This is a genomic window from Janthinobacterium sp. LM6 (assembly GCF_002002885.1).
In the GTDB taxonomy this organism is placed as follows: Bacteria; Pseudomonadota; Gammaproteobacteria; order Burkholderiales; family Burkholderiaceae_D; genus Janthinobacterium; species Janthinobacterium kumbetense.
The window spans coordinates 893,007-910,334 of record NZ_CP019510.1; the positions used below are offsets into that span (position 1 = coordinate 893,007).

At 63.9% G+C, this 17,328-nt stretch carries 13 protein-coding genes; 10 read left to right on the forward strand and 3 right to left on the reverse strand.

What is annotated here, in order from left to right:
- Window positions 1–39: 39 nt before the first annotated feature.
- The 8 genes from BZG29_RS03965 to BZG29_RS04000 all read left to right on the forward strand — a co-directional run bounded on the left by BZG29_RS03965 (window position 40) and on the right by BZG29_RS04000 (window position 9,582).
- On the forward strand, window positions 40–1,158 hold the full coding sequence (locus BZG29_RS03965) for a DUF3108 domain-containing protein (protein WP_253192775.1): 1,119 nt from the start codon (window positions 40–42) through the stop codon (window positions 1,156–1,158).
- Window positions 1,159–1,923 carry a DUF3108 domain-containing protein gene (locus tag BZG29_RS03970; RefSeq protein WP_077399074.1) on the forward strand — a complete coding sequence of 255 codons (765 nt, stop codon included), beginning with the start codon at window positions 1,159–1,161 and terminating at the stop codon, window positions 1,921–1,923.
- Window positions 1,924–2,147: 224 nt separating this feature from the next.
- Window positions 2,148–3,518 (forward strand): hypothetical protein, encoded by a 1,371-nt coding sequence (locus BZG29_RS03975; protein ID WP_092608970.1) that lies wholly within the window; start codon window positions 2,148–2,150, stop codon window positions 3,516–3,518.
- A complete protein-coding gene (locus BZG29_RS03980) occupies window positions 3,511–4,257 on the forward strand; it encodes a hypothetical protein (RefSeq protein ID WP_077399077.1) in 747 nt (248 codons plus the stop codon). The genes BZG29_RS03975 and BZG29_RS03980 overlap by 8 nt, the downstream gene beginning before the upstream one ends.
- Before the next feature lie 8 nt (window positions 4,258–4,265).
- Window positions 4,266–7,097: an ATP-binding protein gene (locus BZG29_RS03985; protein ID WP_077399080.1), complete on the forward strand. Its 2,832-nt coding sequence runs from the start codon at window positions 4,266–4,268 to the stop codon at window positions 7,095–7,097.
- Window positions 7,097–8,101 (forward strand): DUF4424 family protein, encoded by a 1,005-nt coding sequence (locus BZG29_RS03990; RefSeq protein ID WP_171984937.1) that lies wholly within the window; start codon window positions 7,097–7,099, stop codon window positions 8,099–8,101. Before BZG29_RS03985 ends, BZG29_RS03990 begins: the two co-directional genes overlap by 1 nt.
- A 4-nt stretch (window positions 8,102–8,105) precedes the next feature.
- Window positions 8,106–8,684, forward strand: a complete 579-nt coding sequence (locus BZG29_RS03995; protein WP_077399086.1) for a nucleotidyltransferase family protein — start codon at window positions 8,106–8,108, stop codon at window positions 8,682–8,684.
- 106 nt (window positions 8,685–8,790) lie between these two features.
- Window positions 8,791–9,582, forward strand: a complete 792-nt coding sequence (locus BZG29_RS04000; protein WP_150130796.1) for a hypothetical protein — start codon at window positions 8,791–8,793, stop codon at window positions 9,580–9,582.
- Between the two features lies 1 nt (window position 9,583).
- Here the strand turns inward: BZG29_RS04000 and BZG29_RS04005 are convergent, their stop codons facing one another.
- On the reverse strand, window positions 9,584–10,102 hold the full coding sequence (locus BZG29_RS04005; protein WP_077399092.1) for a hypothetical protein: 519 nt from the start codon (window positions 10,100–10,102) through the stop codon (window positions 9,584–9,586).
- Between the two features lie 222 nt (window positions 10,103–10,324).
- On the opposite strand from BZG29_RS04005, the gene BZG29_RS28055 reads away from it, so the two are divergent.
- The gene (locus BZG29_RS28055) at window positions 10,325–10,477 is read left to right on the forward strand and encodes a hypothetical protein (protein ID WP_168208500.1); all 153 of its coding nucleotides are present in this window, start codon (window positions 10,325–10,327) and stop codon (window positions 10,475–10,477) included.
- Window positions 10,478–10,501: 24 nt separating this feature from the next.
- Window positions 10,502–10,741 (forward strand): hypothetical protein, encoded by a 240-nt coding sequence (locus BZG29_RS04010; RefSeq protein ID WP_071325544.1) that lies wholly within the window; start codon window positions 10,502–10,504, stop codon window positions 10,739–10,741.
- Between the two features lie 72 nt (window positions 10,742–10,813).
- Here BZG29_RS04010 and BZG29_RS04015 read toward each other — a convergent pair whose 3' ends face one another.
- Together BZG29_RS04015 and BZG29_RS04020 are read right to left on the reverse strand one after the other, a co-directional pair.
- Entirely contained in the window at window positions 10,814–15,241 is a 4,428-nt protein-coding gene (locus BZG29_RS04015) for a translocation/assembly module TamB domain-containing protein (protein ID WP_077399095.1), read from the reverse strand.
- On the reverse strand, window positions 15,241–17,154 hold the full coding sequence (locus tag BZG29_RS04020; RefSeq protein WP_077399098.1) for an autotransporter assembly complex family protein: 1,914 nt from the start codon (window positions 17,152–17,154) through the stop codon (window positions 15,241–15,243). Before BZG29_RS04020 ends, BZG29_RS04015 begins: the two co-directional genes overlap by 1 nt.
- Window positions 17,155–17,328: the final 174 nt, after the last annotated feature.

The following is a 17,328-nucleotide window of genomic DNA, read 5'->3' on the forward strand; positions in this document are numbered from 1 at the left end:
AGAAGCGGGAAGCGGGGCGGAAGCGTTACACTACGGCCTATGATGCCTGACTCCTTCTTTTCGCCGCCGCGCCGCCGCACCGTCATCTTTGTCGCGGTCATCGGCGTACTGCATTACGTGGCGTTGGAATGGCTCACCTCGCGCGCCAGCATGGTGCCGCTGGGGCAGAATCATGCGCAGGTGGTCAGCATGGCCTTGATCGCCGAGCCGCCCAAACCCCTGCCGGTGGCGCCGCTGTCGCCGCCTGAACTGCGACCCGTGCCCAAGCCCCGGCCGCCACCGCCGCCACCGCCGACGGAGCTGGCGTCGAGCGAAACGCCCCAGCTGACGGCACCCGTCAGCGACGTGCCGGAAGGCCCGGCCACGAGCGAGCCGGCCGCCGTGGCTGCTCCGGCCATCACGGCGCCGGCGCCCGCCGTGGCCGCCGCACCCGCGCCGGCCAGCGCGCCGCCGCCACCGCCCGTCGAGCAGGCACGGCGCTACAAGACGAATGCGCCCGCCTCGGCCCAGTTCGACCTGCACGTGGACCGGCGCGATGCGGACGGCACCAAATGGCAGGGCGTGGCCGCGATGGCGTGGGAAAACCGGGGCGACACGTATCAGCTGAAGCTGGAAGTGGGCTTGAGCATGCTGATCACGCGCATCAACCTGCTGGTGCTGACCAGCGAGGGGCAAATCGATGGCAGCGGCATCGTGCCCGTCACGGCCACGGAGAAACGCAAGGGCCGCGCGCAAACGGCCACGCATTTCAACCGCGGCGCCAAGGCCATCACGTTTTCGGCCACGACAGCCACGGCGCCATGGCAGGAAGGGGCGCAAGACAAGGCCACGGTGCCGTTCCAGCTGGCCGCCATCGGGCGTGCCGACGTCAACCAGCTGGTGGGCAATATCGACATTCTCGTCGGCGAGGAAAAGGAAGCGACCGTATTCCGCTTCCACCTGGTGGGCGAGGAAGAACTGGACACCAAAATGGGCCGCCTGGTGACCTGGCATCTGCGCCGCCCGCCCAAGCCGGGCACGTATTCGTCGCAGCTCGATGTCTGGCTGGCGCCGTCCATGCAATGGTATCCGGTACAAATACGCAATACCGAAGCGAACGGGGCGCTGACCACGCAAACCGTGACCAAGATCTCCGTAAATGAATCAACAGGAAAATAAATGACTACTTTGACTACCTTGAAACGCGTCCTGGCTGCCAGCCTGCTGGCGGCCACCCTGACGCCCGCCATGGCGGCGGACGAGCCCGTCGATCACCCCGTCGTCAAGCGCCCGTACAAGCTGGCGCCGTCGGCGGACCTCGTCTATTCGATCAAGGCGAAACAGCGCGGCATTGCGCTGTCCGGCGAATCGGTCAGCAACTGGCGCGCCGGCGACGGCAAGTATTCGCTGCTGGCCGAAACCAAGGCTGCCCTGTTCGGCAAGATCCTCGAGCAGCGCAGCGAAGGCACGGTCGACGATTACGGCCTGGCACCGGCGCAGTTCGTGGAAAAACGTTTCCGCAAGGAAGCGGCCACGACCACCTTCAAGCGCGACAGCAAGAGCATCGTCTTCAGCGAAGGCGATGACAGCTATCCGCTGAAGGGCGGCGAGCAGGACCGCAACAGTACCGTCTGGCAACTGGTCAGCGTGGCGCGCGCCGCGCCCGATAAATTCGTCCCTGGCTCGGAATGGAGCTTCTTCGTTGCCGGCCGCCACGACGCCGAGCCGTGGACCTTCAAGGTCGTCAAGGAGGACAAGGTCGCCACCGGCCTGGGCGAAGTGGCCGCCATCCACCTGGTCAAGGCGCCGCCGCCGGACAAGAAGGGCCAGCAAGTGGACCTGTGGCTGGCGCCATCGCTGGAATGGTATCCCGTGAAGGTGACGTTCGCCGATGAAGACGGCGATTACGTCGAGCAAACCTTGCAAAAGATCGTCAAGAAGTAGGTGCTCACTAACGGTTCCGGGCCAGGCATGCCGTGTTTGGCCCCCCATTTCATCATCCTGGCCCGGCACGGCGCACCGGCCGTGTTGCGCCGTGTCCGCACCTCCCCCTCCCATGCGCTAAATTGCATGTCAGAACTGATATACTGACGCCCCCGCCCCGCAGCGCCGCGTTAGCCCGCAGCGCCGCCCGCTGAACACTCATCCGGAAAAGAATGATTGATATAATGGCAAGTGCAGCCGTGGCTACGGATGCAAATCAGACAGAGCAGGAGCATCACGATTCCTTGCAGGCGCATTTCCAGCCCAATATTTCGGCCGATGAAATTGAGCAAGTTTTTCACTTGAAGCGGGCGCAGCCCCTGCTGCAAGTGTTTACGGCCCTGTTCCACGGCGGTTTCGATGGCGTGCTGGTGCGTCTGCTGGTGTTGCGCGAACTCGCGTCCGATGCGGCCACGTCCGCCTATACGCGCGCCGATATCAATACGAAACTCGCGTATCTGTTGCCGGAAAGCCTGGAAACGGTCTTGCTGCGACTGCGCTCGAACCAGTTGCTGGCCTGGGATGCGCAGCAGGGCGTGTACCGCGTGACCCCGATGGCGCGCAATGTGCTGTCCGCCATCGACAGCCTGCTGGGCCTGGGCCAGACGGAAGATGAAGCGGAAATGGGTTTTTTGCTGTCGCAGGTGGCGGGCGCGCAAGCCGTCGGTGGCGTGTCGGTCGAGCAATTGCAACATTTGCTGGGCCGCCTGGTGGACTTGACGGAAGAATTTTCCGACGCGATTGCCTCCGGTTCCGAATTCCGCCTGCGCACGGCGCAAGCGAAGTGGAACATGGCTTGCGACTGGGTCGAGAAGGGTTCCGAGATCCTCGTGGCGATCACGTCCGATGAAAATGCGGACAGCGCCACGCACAAGGCGGCGCAGGCGATCGGCCGCGCGCAAAGTAAATTGCTGAACATGCAAGGCATGTTTTCGCGCGCCCTGAACCAGATCGAGCGCCAGCGGGTGCACCTGGGCCAGTCGGGCTTGTCGACCACGGACATCAAGCGCTGGCTCTTGCTGCATGACGACCTGGCCAGCCTGGCCGAGGGCGCCATCGACCAGCCCGTCGTGCCCCTGTTCTCCACGCCGGCCGAAATGATCGACGTGGCCGAAACGGAACTGCTGTCCGAACGGGCGGCGGGTGTCATCAACACGGGCCTGCCCAGCGGAGAGGACGCGCCCACCACCATCAGCGACGGTCCCGCCATGCAGCTTGAACTCGACGATTTGCTCGAACGCCTGTCGAACTTCGCCAGCCTGGGCAATTTCCCCAGCATCGGCGAGGAAGGGCCGAAATCGGTGCCCGTGCAGGATTCCCTGTTGCCGGCCAGCTTTGCCGTGGCCTCGTACCGCGCCTCCATGCTGCCGCTGCTCGGCGACGTCTCCGAAGCGAGCTTGCAGGGATCCACGGCCGAACTGGCCCGTTTGCCGATCACTTTTACTCCGACCGACGAGATGGTCCAACTGACCGACCCCCACGTGGCGGCCATGTCGATCGCCTCGCTTTCACTGAATGTTTCACTTGATTTAGATAGCGGCACAGCCGATGAATGACGATTCCCAAATCCTGATTGCGCGCCTGCTCACGCATCAAACCCTGCGCCGCGACGACAAGCTCGTCAAGCGCGTGCTGTCCGACGAGCTGTTCCGCGCCGAGATCGATGCGCGCCTGCTGGCCTGCGGCCTGAAACTGCTCGACAACGTGTACGCCGACCATGTGACTTTGGCCCTGACGCGCACCATCGAACCGAAGATCTTCGGCGCGCGCGACGTGTGGCAAAACAACAACTTCGGCCTGGCGCGCGATGGCGTGGCCTTGCTGGTGGTGCTGTGGGCGCAGATCATCCTGCCCAAGCGCGAACGGCAGGAAACGCACCAGCACGCCGATGATGATCAAAATGACATGTTTGGCACGGAAAAGCCCTTGCCGCGCGCGGAAGACGCGTCGATCGGCATTTCCTACAAGGCGCTGCTGTCGGATTTCGGCGACAAGCTGGGCAAGAAGACGCGCATGGACATGAACCTGGGCACCCTGGCCAAGCTGGGCTTTATCGAGCGGCGCGGCGATTTCATCCTGGAAGGCCCGCTGCTGGACCTGATGATGGACACGGACGTGCTCAAGGAACGCATCATCAACGGCGCCCTGGCCGACGTCTTCAAGCGGGCGCCGGCGCGCCTGGTGGCCGTCAGCGGCGATACACTGCCCGACGCCGACCTGGCGGACGACCTGTCCGCCGACATCGGCGACCTGCCTGACGACGGCGATGAGCCCGCGTCCGACCTCCCTCACTGAAAGCGCCCATGTTTCATATCAAATCACTTGAACTGGTGCACTGGGATTACTGGCAGCGCATCAAGAATATTCCGCTCGACGCGAAGATCATCACCATCGCGGGGCAGAACGGTTCGGGCAAGACGACCTTGCTCGACGCCTTGCGCACCCTGTTCGGCCTCGACTGCTCGATGGGCCGCACGTATAAACACTATGCGCGCCACTCGGGCCAGCAGACGGCCTGGCTGCGCGCCGTGGTCGACAACAAGAACGTGGGCAAGCAGCTGTCGAACCGCCCGTTCCGCAGTTCCGGCTTCTTCAGCGACGATGAAGTGACCCTGTTCTGCCAGATTCAGAAGAACGGCGGCGACTGGAAGCGCCAGTATCTGATGCGTCCAGGCAATGTACAGATCGAGGACATCACGGACGCCAACGACTGGCTCGGCGTGGAAAACTACCGCAAGCGCCTGGCCAATGCAGGCCTGTCGCCCGCCATGTCGAAAGTGCTGGCGCTGGAGCAGGGCGAGACGGACAAATTGTGCGAATATGCGCCGCGCCAGCTGCTCGACCTCGTGTTCCAGGTGTTTGGCGACAAGGAAGTGCTGGACGCCTACGACGAAGCCAAGCGCCACCAGCGCGATACGGAAGTGGAGCTGAAACGCTTCGAAACGGAACTCGAGGCATCTAAGACCAACCTGGAAGGCTTGCGCCTGCGCGTGGCCAACTACCACCAGTGGGAAGGTTTACATAAGGAACGGCGCAACCTGCTGGAAGAAGTATTGCCCAGCCTGCAATACCACGAGGCGCGCGAAAAGGCGGCCATCGCCAGCCGACAATTACGCGATGCGCGTAAACCAATGGCGCAGGCGGACCAGCAGCTGACGGATAAACGCAATGCGCTGGCCGTGCAGGCGAAGGCCCTGTCCGACGCGCAGATGAACGAAACCCTGCTGGAACAGGAATCGATCGGCTTGCAGAGCCGTTTGTCCTTGATCAATAGCAAACTGAAACCGCTGGACAGCCTGCTGGAGCAGAAGGACCGCTTGCACAAGCTGGCGGCGGACTCGGGCAGCGACATCGCCGAAGTGGCGGCCCAGCTGGAACAGAAGGAAGCGCAATTGCTGCAGCAGCGCCAGCAGCGCGACGCCCTGTCGGCGCGCATCGCGGGCGAACAGGCAACGATTGCCGCGCTGCAAGGCAAGACGGCCATGCCGGAGCCGGACAATGTGCGCGGCATGCGCCGCGCGCTGCGCGATGCTGGAATCAGTCACGCGATGCTGTCGGATATCGTCGAAGTGACGGACAGCCGCTGGCAGGGCGCCGTCGAAGGCGTGCTGGGCGGCTACGCTTCGGTGGTGCTGCTCGACAAGGCCAAGGATGCGGCCGCCGCCTACCGTTTGGCGGAAAAAGAACGCTATCGCCACTTCATCGTGCCCGACCTGGTCACGGCGCCTGTGGCGAAAGACGAGAGCCTGCTGGCGGTGGTGAAATTTTCCGCGCCCGTGCCAAGCTGGCTCATCGAGCAATTGTCGCGCATTGCACGCGTCGATTCCGTCGAAGCAGGTTTTAAACTGGGCAACCATGAGGAATGGATCACGCCCGAGGCGTACCACCGCGAACGCCGCGGCGGGCGCTCGCTGTTCGTGGAAGCGTCGCGCTACCGCTTCGGCCAGGCTGGCCGCAGCGGCCGCCTGGAAGCGCTGCTGCGCTCCCTGCCGGGCCTGGAAGGGCAGGAAGACACGCTTACCCTGGCGATCTCGAAGCTGGCGGCCGAAGTGGGCGCCTTGAAAGCGCGCATCGCCGGCGTCGACGCGGCCAAGGAACTCAGTGCGCGCCAGGAAGAATTCGCCGAAGCGCTGCGCAATTCGAAGCCGCTCAAGGAAGAGCGCCTGGAAGTGGGCGGGCGCCTGGGCGAGTTGCAGAATCTGACGAAGAACGCCACCGTGGCGCGCACGCGCGCCGATACCGTGTGGCAAAACGCACGCCTGGCCCTGTCCGAGGCGGAAGCGGGCTCGCGCCTGGGCTACAAGAAACAGATCGAACAGCGCGCCGAGCATGCGCGCGCCTTGCTGGCCCTGCGCCATGCGTGGCGCCACTTGCCGAAAAGCTGGCGCAGGCCGGGCCGACGCGCGGCGCTTGTGGCCGAGCACCAGAATGCGCACCAGGTCGACTTGCGCGTGGCCAGCCTGCAAAACAGCCTGGCGCGCGACGACTGGGAACTCGACGCCACCGTCATCGACCAGCACCACCGCCTGTCGGATCAGCTGCACGGCCGCCAGTCGGAAACGGACGAACGCCGCTACCAGAACAACCGCGCCATCGAAGCGACGGGCAATGCCCGCGGCGCCTACATGGAACGCTTGCGCTACACCATCAAGACCTACAGCAAGAACATCAAGGAGCTGGGCGAACTGGCCGGCATCGAAGTCCATGCAGACCCCGTGCGCCTGGAAAACGACGATGTGCAGCTGTCGCAGGCGGGCTTGCACGTGCGCTTCAAGTTCGACGGCAAGGGCGTGATCGGCATGAACGATGGCGAAGCGTCGGGCGGCCAGCAAGTGATGAAGTCGCTGGTGCTGCTGATCGGCTTGCTGAAATCGGAAGACGGTTCCGGCGGCTTCGTCTTCATCGACGAACCGTTTGCCCACCTCGATATCCGCAACATTCAATTGGTCGGCGAGTTCCTGAAGAACACGGAAGCGCAATACCTGATGACGACGCCGTTGACGCACAACACGGATGTCTACGATCCATCGGAACTGACTTTGATCACGAGCAAGAAGAAAAAGGATACCCAATGGGCGCAACCGATTTTCGTGCTGCAGCGCCGGGTCGATCCCGTCTCGGGCAAGGCGGCGTGATGCTGGTGCGCACCTTGCTGGCATCTGCTGCGCTGGCGCTGGCGTGTTCGGCGCCGGCCGTGGCCAACGACGGCATCGGCTCCGTGAGCGCGGGCGGCATCCTGTTCGGCAAGACGGATGCCGTGGCCATGAAAAAGGAAGTGCTCAGCGTGAGCGCGGAATTGATCAAGGTCGAATACGAGTTCCTCAATGAGTCGAAAACGGACGTGGAAGAGACGATCTTCTTCCCCCTGCCCGAATACTCTTCCGGCTACCACGGTTCGCCCACGTATTATGGCCAGCCGCAGCAGTTTACCGTCGACGTGGATGGCAAGCGCAAGGACTATAAAACCACCTTCGTCGCCAAGCTCGACGCCGAAGACGTGACGGCCCGCTTGCGCCAGCTGGGCTTGTCCGATGCGCAAATTGCGTATTTCCCCTCGCACACGCCGTTCGACAAGAAAGTGGCGCCGCTGACGGCAGCGCAGAGCAAGATCATGATCCGCGAAGGCTTGCTGGCCCAGCTGTATGACGAGGAATGGGTGCCGGCCTGGACCGTGAAAGTCATCTACCTGTGGCAGCAGAAATTCCCTGCCGGCAAAGTCGTGCGCGTGCGCCATCAATATGCGCCATTCGTCGCGGCGGGCCCCGGCGCGTCCTACCTGGGCGATGGCAATACCTTTGAAAAGAAATATTGCGGCGACAAGGCTTTCTACAAGACGTGGAACCGCCTGGCGGCCCAGCAGGGCGAAAGCGGCTTCGTCAATGCCGTGTGGGTGTCGTACATTTTGACGACCGGCAATACTTGGAAGAATGGCATCGAGGATTTCACCTTGAACTTGATCAAGGGCAAGTCGGACGAGCTGATCAGCCTGTGCTTCCCCGGCACGTTTACTAAAATCAACCCCACCACCTTGCAAGTCAAGCTGCGCAACTTCCATCCGAAGCAGGACCTGGATGTGTACTTCGGCAATGTCGAAGGCACGGTTAGCCACGACGGCGTGGCGCCGCAGATCCGGCCCTAGCTGCATGCGTACGCAGGAGGCGCTGGCGGTGCGCCTGCGCGCCATCGCCCGCGCCACGCCGTGGTGCATGCAAGCCTTGCACGCAGTGGCGCAGCTGGGCTTGCCCCACTGCTGCATCGGCGCCGGCGCCGTGCGCAACCTCGTGTGGGATGCCTTGCATGGTTACGCGCAAGCGTCGGCCTTGAGCGATGTCGACGTGGCGTATTTCGATGTGCACAATTTGCAACCCCGGCGTGAGGTGGAATTGCGCCAGCGCCTGGAAACTGTGCTGCCCGGCGTGCCGTGGGAGGTCTGCAACCAGGCGCGGGTGCACCTGTGGTTCGAAGACGCGTTCGGCTATGCCGTGCCGCCCCTGCTGTCGCTCGACGACGCGATCGCTACCTGGCCCGAGTTTGCCACCTCGGTCGGCATCTCGCTGCAGCCTGACGGCGGGATCGGCATCATCGCGCCGCATGGCCTCGATGACCTGTTCGATATGGTGGTGCGGCGCAACCCGGCGCGCATCAGCCTGGACGGCTATGCGCAGCGCCTGGCCAGCAAGGATTATGCGGCGCGCTGGCCGCGCGTCACCATCATCGCCTAGGTAAAGTGTGGTGTAAAACATAATTAAATGCACTGTGGATACAGATTGCCTATAATTGCCAATTTTCCAATAGTGTTTTCCTGATCCCATGTCCCTGTCGATTTCCATGCCATTGCGCCGTCTCGGCCGCCTGTTCTGCCTTTCCTCCGCCCTCGTGGCGCCCGCCGCCTGGGCCGACAGCTATACCGATTTCCAGCAAGCCAGCGCGCGCCTGGAAGCGCTGATGGCCAAGGCGACGCTGCAAAGCGGCTTGCCGCGCCTCGGCGATCCTGAAGTGGCAGCGTTGATTGCCCAGATTACCGATGCGCCGGGCCTGTTCCGGGCGCCCGTTGCGGCGTTGCAGGACATCAACCCGAGCGTGGCCCTGTGCGAACGGGCAACCAACATCGGCAAGGCGTATTACACGTTTGGCAGCGAGCGGCCGCTGCCGCTGTCCGGCGCTGAATTGCAGCAGGCACGCAATGACCAGGTAATGCAGAACCTGGCCAATTATGGCGATGAGATGAGTACTTTTTTTGCCTTTGGCATGCATTGCCATGCGCACTTGATTGGCTTGATGGAGCAGGAATTCAGTAGCCAGCCGCTGCAGACGGTGAGCGGTACGGAGCGCATGCGGGCGCGCGCTTTCAGCAAGGGCTCGACCACCCTGTATGTCGGCGTGGTGCAGTTCGTGCAAGTGCCGTTCTGGACCGTGGCGCAAAAGAAGCGCATGCTGGAAGCGGCGGCGCAGTACGCGGTGCCGAATGTCGCGCTGATGGCGCCGCCGTTGCGCGAGCGTTTGCTGGGCAGCCTGGCTGGTGCGGACAAGGACCTCGATCCCGCCCTGGCGCCGGCGCTGGCGACGATACGCCAGGCGCTGTCGGTGACGACGTGTACTGGCCTGTGCCAGTACTATTGATTTACTCTGACGCTTGCAGCGGCTTGTTGCGCTGGCGCCAGCGCACCAGGCCCCACGCATACACGGCGTAGTAGCCGATGACGAGGCCGTAGGCGGCCATCGTCAGCGCGCTCTGGCCGAACGGTGGCGGCGGCACGGGCACGTCCTGGCGCGAGTTCATATAGATTTCCATGCCGCGGTACAGCAATCGGGCGATGAACAGCATCGTGATGGCCAGGCCCAGGTAGCGGTGCTGGGTAAAGAAAAAGTCCTTGCCGACCTGTTCGAAGCGCGTCAGCTTCAAGCCCAGCACGCCCAGCCAGCCGCCGGCCAGCGCGGCCGCGCCCAGGCTGGACAGGGGCAGGACGTCGAACTTCGTCGTCGTCGCCAGGAACAGCAGCAGCGCGGGGAACGCGATTGCCACCGTCCAGTGCCGCCACAGCTGCGACTTCTGGCGCGCCACCAGTTTCTTCAGGCGCGAATAAATGCGCCAGACCAGCAGCGGGACCAGTAACAGCAGGGCGAGGGTGGTGGTTTCCATGTATGCAATCGGGTACGGTAAAACAGCGATTGTAAGCCAGATGGGGACGGGCGGCGATGCTTGTCAAACGGTAAAAGTTGCATGTTGACATTTACATGGCATGCAAGCACTATGCCTTGTCACGCCGTGCCGCCGGCCGCGGACGTCAGGCCGGCAGGCAAACATGGACAGGCGGCGGGCATCTCGTGGTATGGTCTTCTTTTGTCCGCCGGGAGGCCAGCCATGTCCGTCATCCATGCCCACCGCGCGCCCGACCCGGCGCCCGTCGATGAACCCATGCCGGCGCCGGAGCCGCAAGAAGCGCCCGGGCACCATCCGGGGCCCGTGCACCCGGTGCCGCAGGACGATCCCGTGCCGCACCCGCATCCCAGTTAATCTCGTCAAGAAAGGCTGTTTTAGATGGCAATTGTCAAGGAAGTCTACACACGCAAAGTCAGCGGAGAATCGTTCGACTATGAACTCGATTACACCCCGGGCACGGACGTGGCCTGGATTGCGCGCGTGTATCACGACGGCGTGCTGAAAGGCTCACCCCATGGCGCGCTGACGGCCAACGTGCTGTCCGGCCCTGCGCTGGAACAATATTTGCGCGCGTATGTCGAAGGCATGATCGAGCGGGGCCTCGACGTGGCCGAGTAAGTTTGCCTTTGCGGAAGATCAAGGAAAAGGGCGCCGAGGCGCCCTTTGTTGTTTCTGCATTTTAACGTCTGATTAGTCGAACGCCCACGTGTACAACACGTCCAGGGCATTGTTCGTGCCGGTCTGGAATTGCAGGGTGATGCGGCGGTTCAGCTTGTAACGCAGCTTGACCAGGCTCGTCGCCGTGCTCGTGCCTTGCTCGAACGTCAGGTAGGCGCGCGAGGACAGGCGCTTGCCGACGGTGACGACCGTGCTTTCCAGCCCTTGCGCCTGCGACAGGCCCACTTCGTCGAGTCCCAGCGAATTGGCCAGCTTGCCCTGCAAGCCGCCGCCGGAGCCGCCGAAGAGGGCGCCTGCGGCCGTCGTCAAGAGGGCCATTTCATCGCCGGCCGCCGTTTCCGCGCCGTGGCCCAGGATCAGCCAGGCCAGCTTGTCGCTGTCCGACACGCTCGGGGTAGACACCAGCTTGGCCGTCGGCGCCTGCGCCGTGCCGCGCACTTCCACGCCCGCTTCCACATTCGTTTCCGACAAGGCTTCGCCTTCGGGACGCTTGCGCACGGCCAGGATGTTCAGCGACGGGTTGTCGTAGGCGCCCGTGAAGGCGATCAAGCCCCGTTCGATCGACAGCTTTTGTCCGTAGGCGGCGTATTGACCTGTAACAACCTTGATGCTGCCCGTCACGCGCGGCGCGGCGCGGTTGATGACCCTGGCGCGCACATTGCCCGCCAGGTCCGCATCGATGCCCATGCCGCGCAGGTGGAAGGCATTGCCCAGGTCAAATTCCAGGTCGATATTCAATGGCAAGGATGGTGCTTCCTTGCTGCCCTTGACTTCCTTGCCCAGCACCACCACGTCGCTGCTTTGCGTGGGCGTGTCTTGCGGCGCCAGTTCGATCAGCGCGCGGTTGGCCTTGAACTTGCCCTCGAAGCTGAAACGCTTGTTGTTGCGCACCAGGGTGCTGTTGCCCGACAGGATCAAGGTGCGGTCGGGACGCGACAGCGCCTGCAGCCGGTCGGCTATCAATTTCAGTTCCAGGCTCGCTTCGCCATTTGCAAAGCGTACCCAGCCATCTGCCTGCACCTTGCCGTCGCCGCCGTCAAAGCTCAAACGCTGCAATTGCAATTGGTCGCCGGCCAGCTTGGCTTGCAGCACGCCATTGCGCAATTTCAAGCCCTGATCGGCCCAGTTCACCAGCAGCTTGCTGCCGTTGATGTCGCCATTCAATTGCGGCGCGCCGATGGTGCCGCTGCCGGACAGCGCCACTTTCAAGGCGCCGCCCAGTTCCAGGCCCGGCTGGCCCGTCAGCGGCGCCAGCCATGCCAGTGTATCGATGCTGGTCGTGCCCGTCAGGGAGAGGGCGCTGTCGTTGCTGATGCGCCCGCCCAACATTTGCACGGTGGCATTGATATCGCTCTGGCCCGCGCGCGCGCCATCGAGTTTCACGGCCAGGCGCAGTTGCTGGTTGGCGACATCCACGCGGGCATCGAAGGTGCGCAAGCCCAGCGCCAGCGGCTGTTCCACGCCCACCGTCACGTCGCCTTTTTCGCGATAGACGTGCAGCATGCCAGCCAAAGAGGGATCTTTCTGCTTGGCCGTCGGCACCTGCATGTCGAGCGACCATTGCGCGCCCAGGGTCAGGTCGCTGCGCGCATTGGCTTGCAGCGCGGGAATCACTTGCGCCAGATACGTCAGCGCCACGCCGGCCGCCTGGCCGGAACTGGTCCAGCGGGGGCCGTTCTTGACCAGGCTTTGCATGGTGATGCTGCCTGCCGGTAATTTGATGACGGTGTTGCCCACGCTGATCTGCTCGGGCTGGCCCAGGCCCGCCACGCCGCTGCCGGCAGGACCGGCCACTTTCACGGGCACGGGCGCTTGCAGCACCAGCGCATAGCGGCCCTTGTTTTGCAGGCTGTCGATGCTGCCCGTCCAGGCGGCGCCGCTCTGGCTGCCCTTGACTTGCACGGTGGCATCGAAATCGTCATTGCGCGCCGTCAAATTGACCGTATGGCTGCCGCGCGTGCCCGTCGTTCCCAGGCGGGCGCTGGCCAGCTTGAAGGTGGGCGTGGCGTAGCCCGTGATCTCCAGGCTGCTGACCATGGGGTCGAGCGCGCCCTGGCCGGCACCCACGCTGGCGCTGCCTTTCACTGCTTTCAATTGCTGGTCGCCAAAGAAGGTCAGGTCCTTGCCATCGAGCGTCAGTTGCGCGGCGGGCGCGTCCATCTTGCCGCTGACGGAACCGGCCGCCTGCAGCACGCCGGCAAAGCGGGGACCCAGGGTCGACAGTTGCGGCGCATCAAGCTTCCACGTCAGCTTGTCGGTGGCGCCGCCCAGCGCGCCCTTGGCCAGCAAGCTGTTCGGCCCCAGGCGCAGTTCCGTATCCACGCTGTCGATGCGTTTCGCGTTGGCGGACAATTTGGCGTAGCCGGCCAGCGGGGCGTTTTGCAGGGTCGATTCGCGCAAGGCCAGGTTGAGGGCCACTTGCCAGTCGCTCGTCAATCGTCCGCTGCCGTTGAAATCCGCATTGACGTTGCCGTTGGGCAGTGATGCGCCAAACGCGGCCGGATTGATCTTTTGCAAGGAACCCGTCATTTTCAATTCCGCCTGCTGCTTCGGTCCCGTCAAGCCCACGTCGCCGCTGGCGTGGATGGCGCTGTCCGGCGCGGGGCGCTTGCCGCTCGTCAAACCAAGGCCCTTCGCGTCGGCCACGAAGCTCGTGCGCGGCTGCTGCAGGGTGCCTTGCACCACGCCGCTGGCCAGCACGGCGCCCAGCAAGTCGCTTTTCAGGGCGGAAAGCTGGCGCGCATCGACGTTCCAGTTGAGTTTTTCGCCGGCGCCGCCGAAGTTGCCCTTGGCCGTGACATTATTCTTGCCCAGCGCCAACTGCACGTCGATGCCGCTGAAATGGGCTGCATCGGCCGTCAGCTTGCCCTTGCCGGACAGGGGCTGGTCGAGCAGCTTGCTGGGGCGCACGGTGAAGTCCGCATTCGCCAGCCACTGGGGAGCCACGTGGCCGTTGGCGCGCACGTCGAGGTTCAGGTCGGCCACGGGGAAGGCGCCGAAGTCGGCCGGGTTCAGGCGGCTGGTGCTGGCCACGGCCTTGAACGGTTGTTCATCCTTCAGGCTGATCTGGCCCGTCGCGTTGACGCTGCTCTTGCCTGCCTGCAAGGTGGCCTTGCGCAGTTGCACGAGGGAATCGGCCAGCGTCGCTTCCACGTCCAGGCGCAGCTTGGCTTCGCCCAGTTTGGCGCGCAGGGTTTGCGTCTTGCCGTCGCTGTCGAGCACGATATCGCCGACGATCTTCGTGCTGTTGATGCTGCTGTAGATGTGCTGCAAGTCGATCTTGTCCGTGTGCAAGGTCAGCTGCGCATTGCCGATGGGGCCATCGACGGCGTCGCGGTTGAGCTTGCCGCCGCCCGTGAACTTGCCCGCATTGCCGAAATCGATGAGGGCCGATTCCAAAGTCGTGGCCGTCAGGGTGCCGCCCAGGCGTGCCTCGAACTGGCGCAGCGGCAGCTTTTGCTGGTCGATGGGGCCAGGCGTGGCGTGGTTGAGGATGGCCAGCTTGCCCGACACGGTCTGCGCGTTGGGCCGCGTATCGATGGCGGCGTCGAGTTCCAGGCTCAGGTCCGCCTGCGGCAGGGTGGCGTCGAACTTGCCCGGATTGATGTTGCGGCCCTGAATGCTGGCCGAGCGCAGGATGATGACGGGGTCGAACGGCGCCAGCGCCAGCCGGGCGTCGGCCGTGGCCGCGCCTGCGCTGCCCTTGGCCGTGACGTTCAGCACGTTCAAGTCGCCGCCCAGCTGCAGCGCCAGGGCGGCCGGTTTTTCGCCGGCGGCGGCATTGAGCTGCGTCAAACCGGCCTTGCCCGACAGCTTGAACGGCTGCGTGGCGGCAATCGTCGCGCTGGCCGTGGCCTGGCCGAACGGCGTCAGGGCCGAGGCGTCTTCCAGCTGCCATTGCGACTTGTCGCCCGACAAGGTGAAACGGATCTTTTCAAACACCGTGTTGCCGCCCGCGCTGACGAGGGTGACCTTGTCCAGGCGCGCGTCGCTGATGCCGATTTTAAAAGGCGAAGCCAGGCTGGCCGGCATCGTCGACGGTTCCTCGGACGGCGCCGTGCTTTCCACGGACAGGCTGGCCACGTGCAGTTCGCTGATGGCGATGCCTTCCGAGAAGAACTGGAACGGCGACCAGTTGATGTCGATATTCTCGGCCGTGATGTGCTGCGTCTTGCTGCGGTAGCTGACGTGGCCCAGGTGCATGCGGTTGTACAGCGAACCGGACACGCCCGACACGGCGATCTCGCCGCCGCTGGCGCTGGCCACTTTTTGCACCAGCATCTGCAAGGTCGATTCGCGGCCCAGGAACCAGAAGCCGGCGCCCAGCAGCACGGCCAGGCTGGCGACGGCGATCAGCAGGTAGCGTACCCAGCGACGCGGTTTTTTCGCCGGCGGTGGCGGCGCGGCGCCGTTGGGGGACTCGGTAGTAATATCGGACATCAGAAAGTGAATCCCAGAGAGAAGTGCAAACGGTAAGCGTGGACGGCGTGGCCATACGCCACGTCGACATTGATGGGGCCGACGGGGCTCTTGTAGCGCCCGCCCAGGCCATAGCCCGATTTCGGCGTCATGGCAGCCTTGACGGTATCGGCCGCGTTGCCGGCGTCATAGAAGGCGGCAATGGCCCACTTCGGCTTGAACCAGTACTGGTATTCGGCGCTGCCGGTGAGCATGTAGCGCCCGCCGATGGTGGCGTCGCCTTCCTTGACACCCAGTTCCTGGTAGCCATAGCCGCGCACCGACTGGTCGCCGCCCGCGCGGAACAGGTAGACGGCCGGCACGCCGCGTTTTTCCTTCGAGCCCAGCGCGCCCATTTCGCCGCGCACGATCAGCTCGCCTTTTTCACCGAGCGGACGGTAATACACGGCCTTGCCGGCCACGCGCACGAAGCGCTCGTCCGTCAGCACGGGCAGCAGGGCGCCGCCCACCTGGGCATTGATGACGTAGCCCCTGGTGGGGAACAGCAGGCTGTCGAGGCTGCGCTTGGTGATGGCATAGGTCAGCGGCAAGCTCTTGCTGCGCGTCTGCTCCAGGCCCACGATGGTCTTGTCTTCGCTGAGGAACTCGAACGTCAGGCTGCGCTCGAGGTTGGTGCCGCCCCAGTTGCGCTTGGCCGAGATGGTGGTGACGGCCGTGATTTCGTTGGAAATGTCGCTGCGCTCGAACGAGGCGCCCGCGCTGTCGTTGTAGCCGCGCTCGGTCGTCGGAAAGTAGAAATTGGCGTGCGCCGCCTGTTTCTTCGTTTCCATGGTGATCGCGCTCTTGAAGCGCGTGCCCCACACGTTCAGGTTGTCATAGTTGAGCTGGGCGCGATTGCCCGTGTTCGTACTGAAACCGAGACCGGCGCTGACGTTCTGCTGCTTGTTTTCCGTCACGCGCACCACCAGCGGCAGCAGCGGCGCGGGGCCGCGGTTGGCGGGCTTGGTTTCGGCGGCGGCGCTGGCACCTTCGGCCTCGGCTTGCTGGCTTTCCTGGCCGGCCTCGATCTGTTCGCTGAGGATGCTGCTCATGTCGGCGCTCACTTCCACGCTGGCAAAGTAGCCCGTGTCCTGCAGGCGCGCCTGCAACGATTGCAGCGCCGATTCGCTGTAGTACTCGCCCGGGCGTATCTTGTCGAGGTTGCGGATGATGCTGGGATCGTAGCGTTTCAAGCCTTCGATGCGCAGCTCGCCGAAGCGCAGCTCGGGGCCGCTGTCGAGCACCACCAGCAGCGAGACTTTATGCGTTTCCGGGTCGACCACGGCTTGCGTATCGACCAGCTGGGCGCGCGGGTAGCGCGTCTGCACCACTTCGCGCAGCAGGGCGCGCTTGGCCGATTCCCAGTCGGCCTGGCGGAACACGCTGCCCGTCTTCAGGGACCAGCTGCGCTTCAGGGCTTCCGTATCGTAGGGCTCGGAAGCGGCCAGCGGCGGCGTGGGGTCGAAGCCGCGCAACTCCAGCTCGACCTTGTCGATGGTCACGGGCTGGCCCGGGTCGACGTCGACGATGACGACGGGCCTGGCGCCCGACGTATCGACGCGCACCGTGACGACGGGCGTATAGTAGCCGGCCGTGGCGATGAGGTTTCTGGCTTGCTCGGGCGTATCACGGACGAGGCGCTGCAATTGCTCGCGGTCCATGCGCGGGTTGCCGCGGAAGCGTTCCAGGTCCAGGTTTTTTTCCAGCAACTCATCGAGGTCGCCCGGTGCATTGACCTTGACCTCGTACTGCAGCGGGGCGGGCGCCGCCTCCGTGGCGGCGCTGTCGGCGGGCGCGTCTTGCGGGCTCTGTTGCGTACCCTCCTGCGCGCCGGCATGGGCGATGGGAAACAGCGAGATGACACTGCCGGCGGCCGCCAGTGTCAGTTGACCCATTGCTTTTGTCACTACTTGTGCCAAAATTCGTGGTCGTATCGCCTTGCCGGCAGCCGTATGCCGTATGGGTCGTGCAGAAAACATGGTGCTCCAGATGAGTAAATGCTGACTGCATGTTACCGGAATAGGTAAACTGATGGCGGACGAATAAGTATTTTTTGCATGGGGAATCAT

Bases quoted from the DNA above. Each gene is read 5' to 3' on its own strand.
- BZG29_RS03965 (WP_253192775.1), top strand. From the start codon at position 40: ATGATGCCTGACTCCTTCTTTTCGCCGCCGCGCCGCCGCACCGTCATC.
- BZG29_RS03970 (WP_077399074.1), top strand. From the start codon at position 1,159: ATGACTACTTTGACTACCTTGAAACGCGTCCTGGCTGCCAGCCTGCTG.
- BZG29_RS03975 (WP_092608970.1), top strand. From the start codon at position 2,148: ATGGCAAGTGCAGCCGTGGCTACGGATGCAAATCAGACAGAGCAGGAG.
- BZG29_RS03980 (WP_077399077.1), top strand. From the start codon at position 3,511: ATGAATGACGATTCCCAAATCCTGATTGCGCGCCTGCTCACGCATCAA.
- BZG29_RS03985 (WP_077399080.1), top strand. From the start codon at position 4,266: ATGTTTCATATCAAATCACTTGAACTGGTGCACTGGGATTACTGGCAG.
- BZG29_RS03990 (WP_171984937.1), top strand. From the start codon at position 7,097: ATGCTGGTGCGCACCTTGCTGGCATCTGCTGCGCTGGCGCTGGCGTGT.
- BZG29_RS03995 (WP_077399086.1), top strand. From the start codon at position 8,106: ATGCGTACGCAGGAGGCGCTGGCGGTGCGCCTGCGCGCCATCGCCCGC.
- BZG29_RS04000 (WP_150130796.1), top strand. From the start codon at position 8,791: ATGCCATTGCGCCGTCTCGGCCGCCTGTTCTGCCTTTCCTCCGCCCTC.
- BZG29_RS04005 (WP_077399092.1), bottom strand. From the start codon at position 10,102: ATGGAAACCACCACCCTCGCCCTGCTGTTACTGGTCCCGCTGCTGGTC.
- BZG29_RS28055 (WP_168208500.1), top strand. From the start codon at position 10,325: ATGTCCGTCATCCATGCCCACCGCGCGCCCGACCCGGCGCCCGTCGAT.
- BZG29_RS04010 (WP_071325544.1), top strand. From the start codon at position 10,502: ATGGCAATTGTCAAGGAAGTCTACACACGCAAAGTCAGCGGAGAATCG.
- BZG29_RS04015 (WP_077399095.1), bottom strand. From the start codon at position 15,241: ATGTCCGATATTACTACCGAGTCCCCCAACGGCGCCGCGCCGCCACCG.
- BZG29_RS04020 (WP_077399098.1), bottom strand. From the start codon at position 17,154: ATGGGTCAACTGACACTGGCGGCCGCCGGCAGTGTCATCTCGCTGTTT.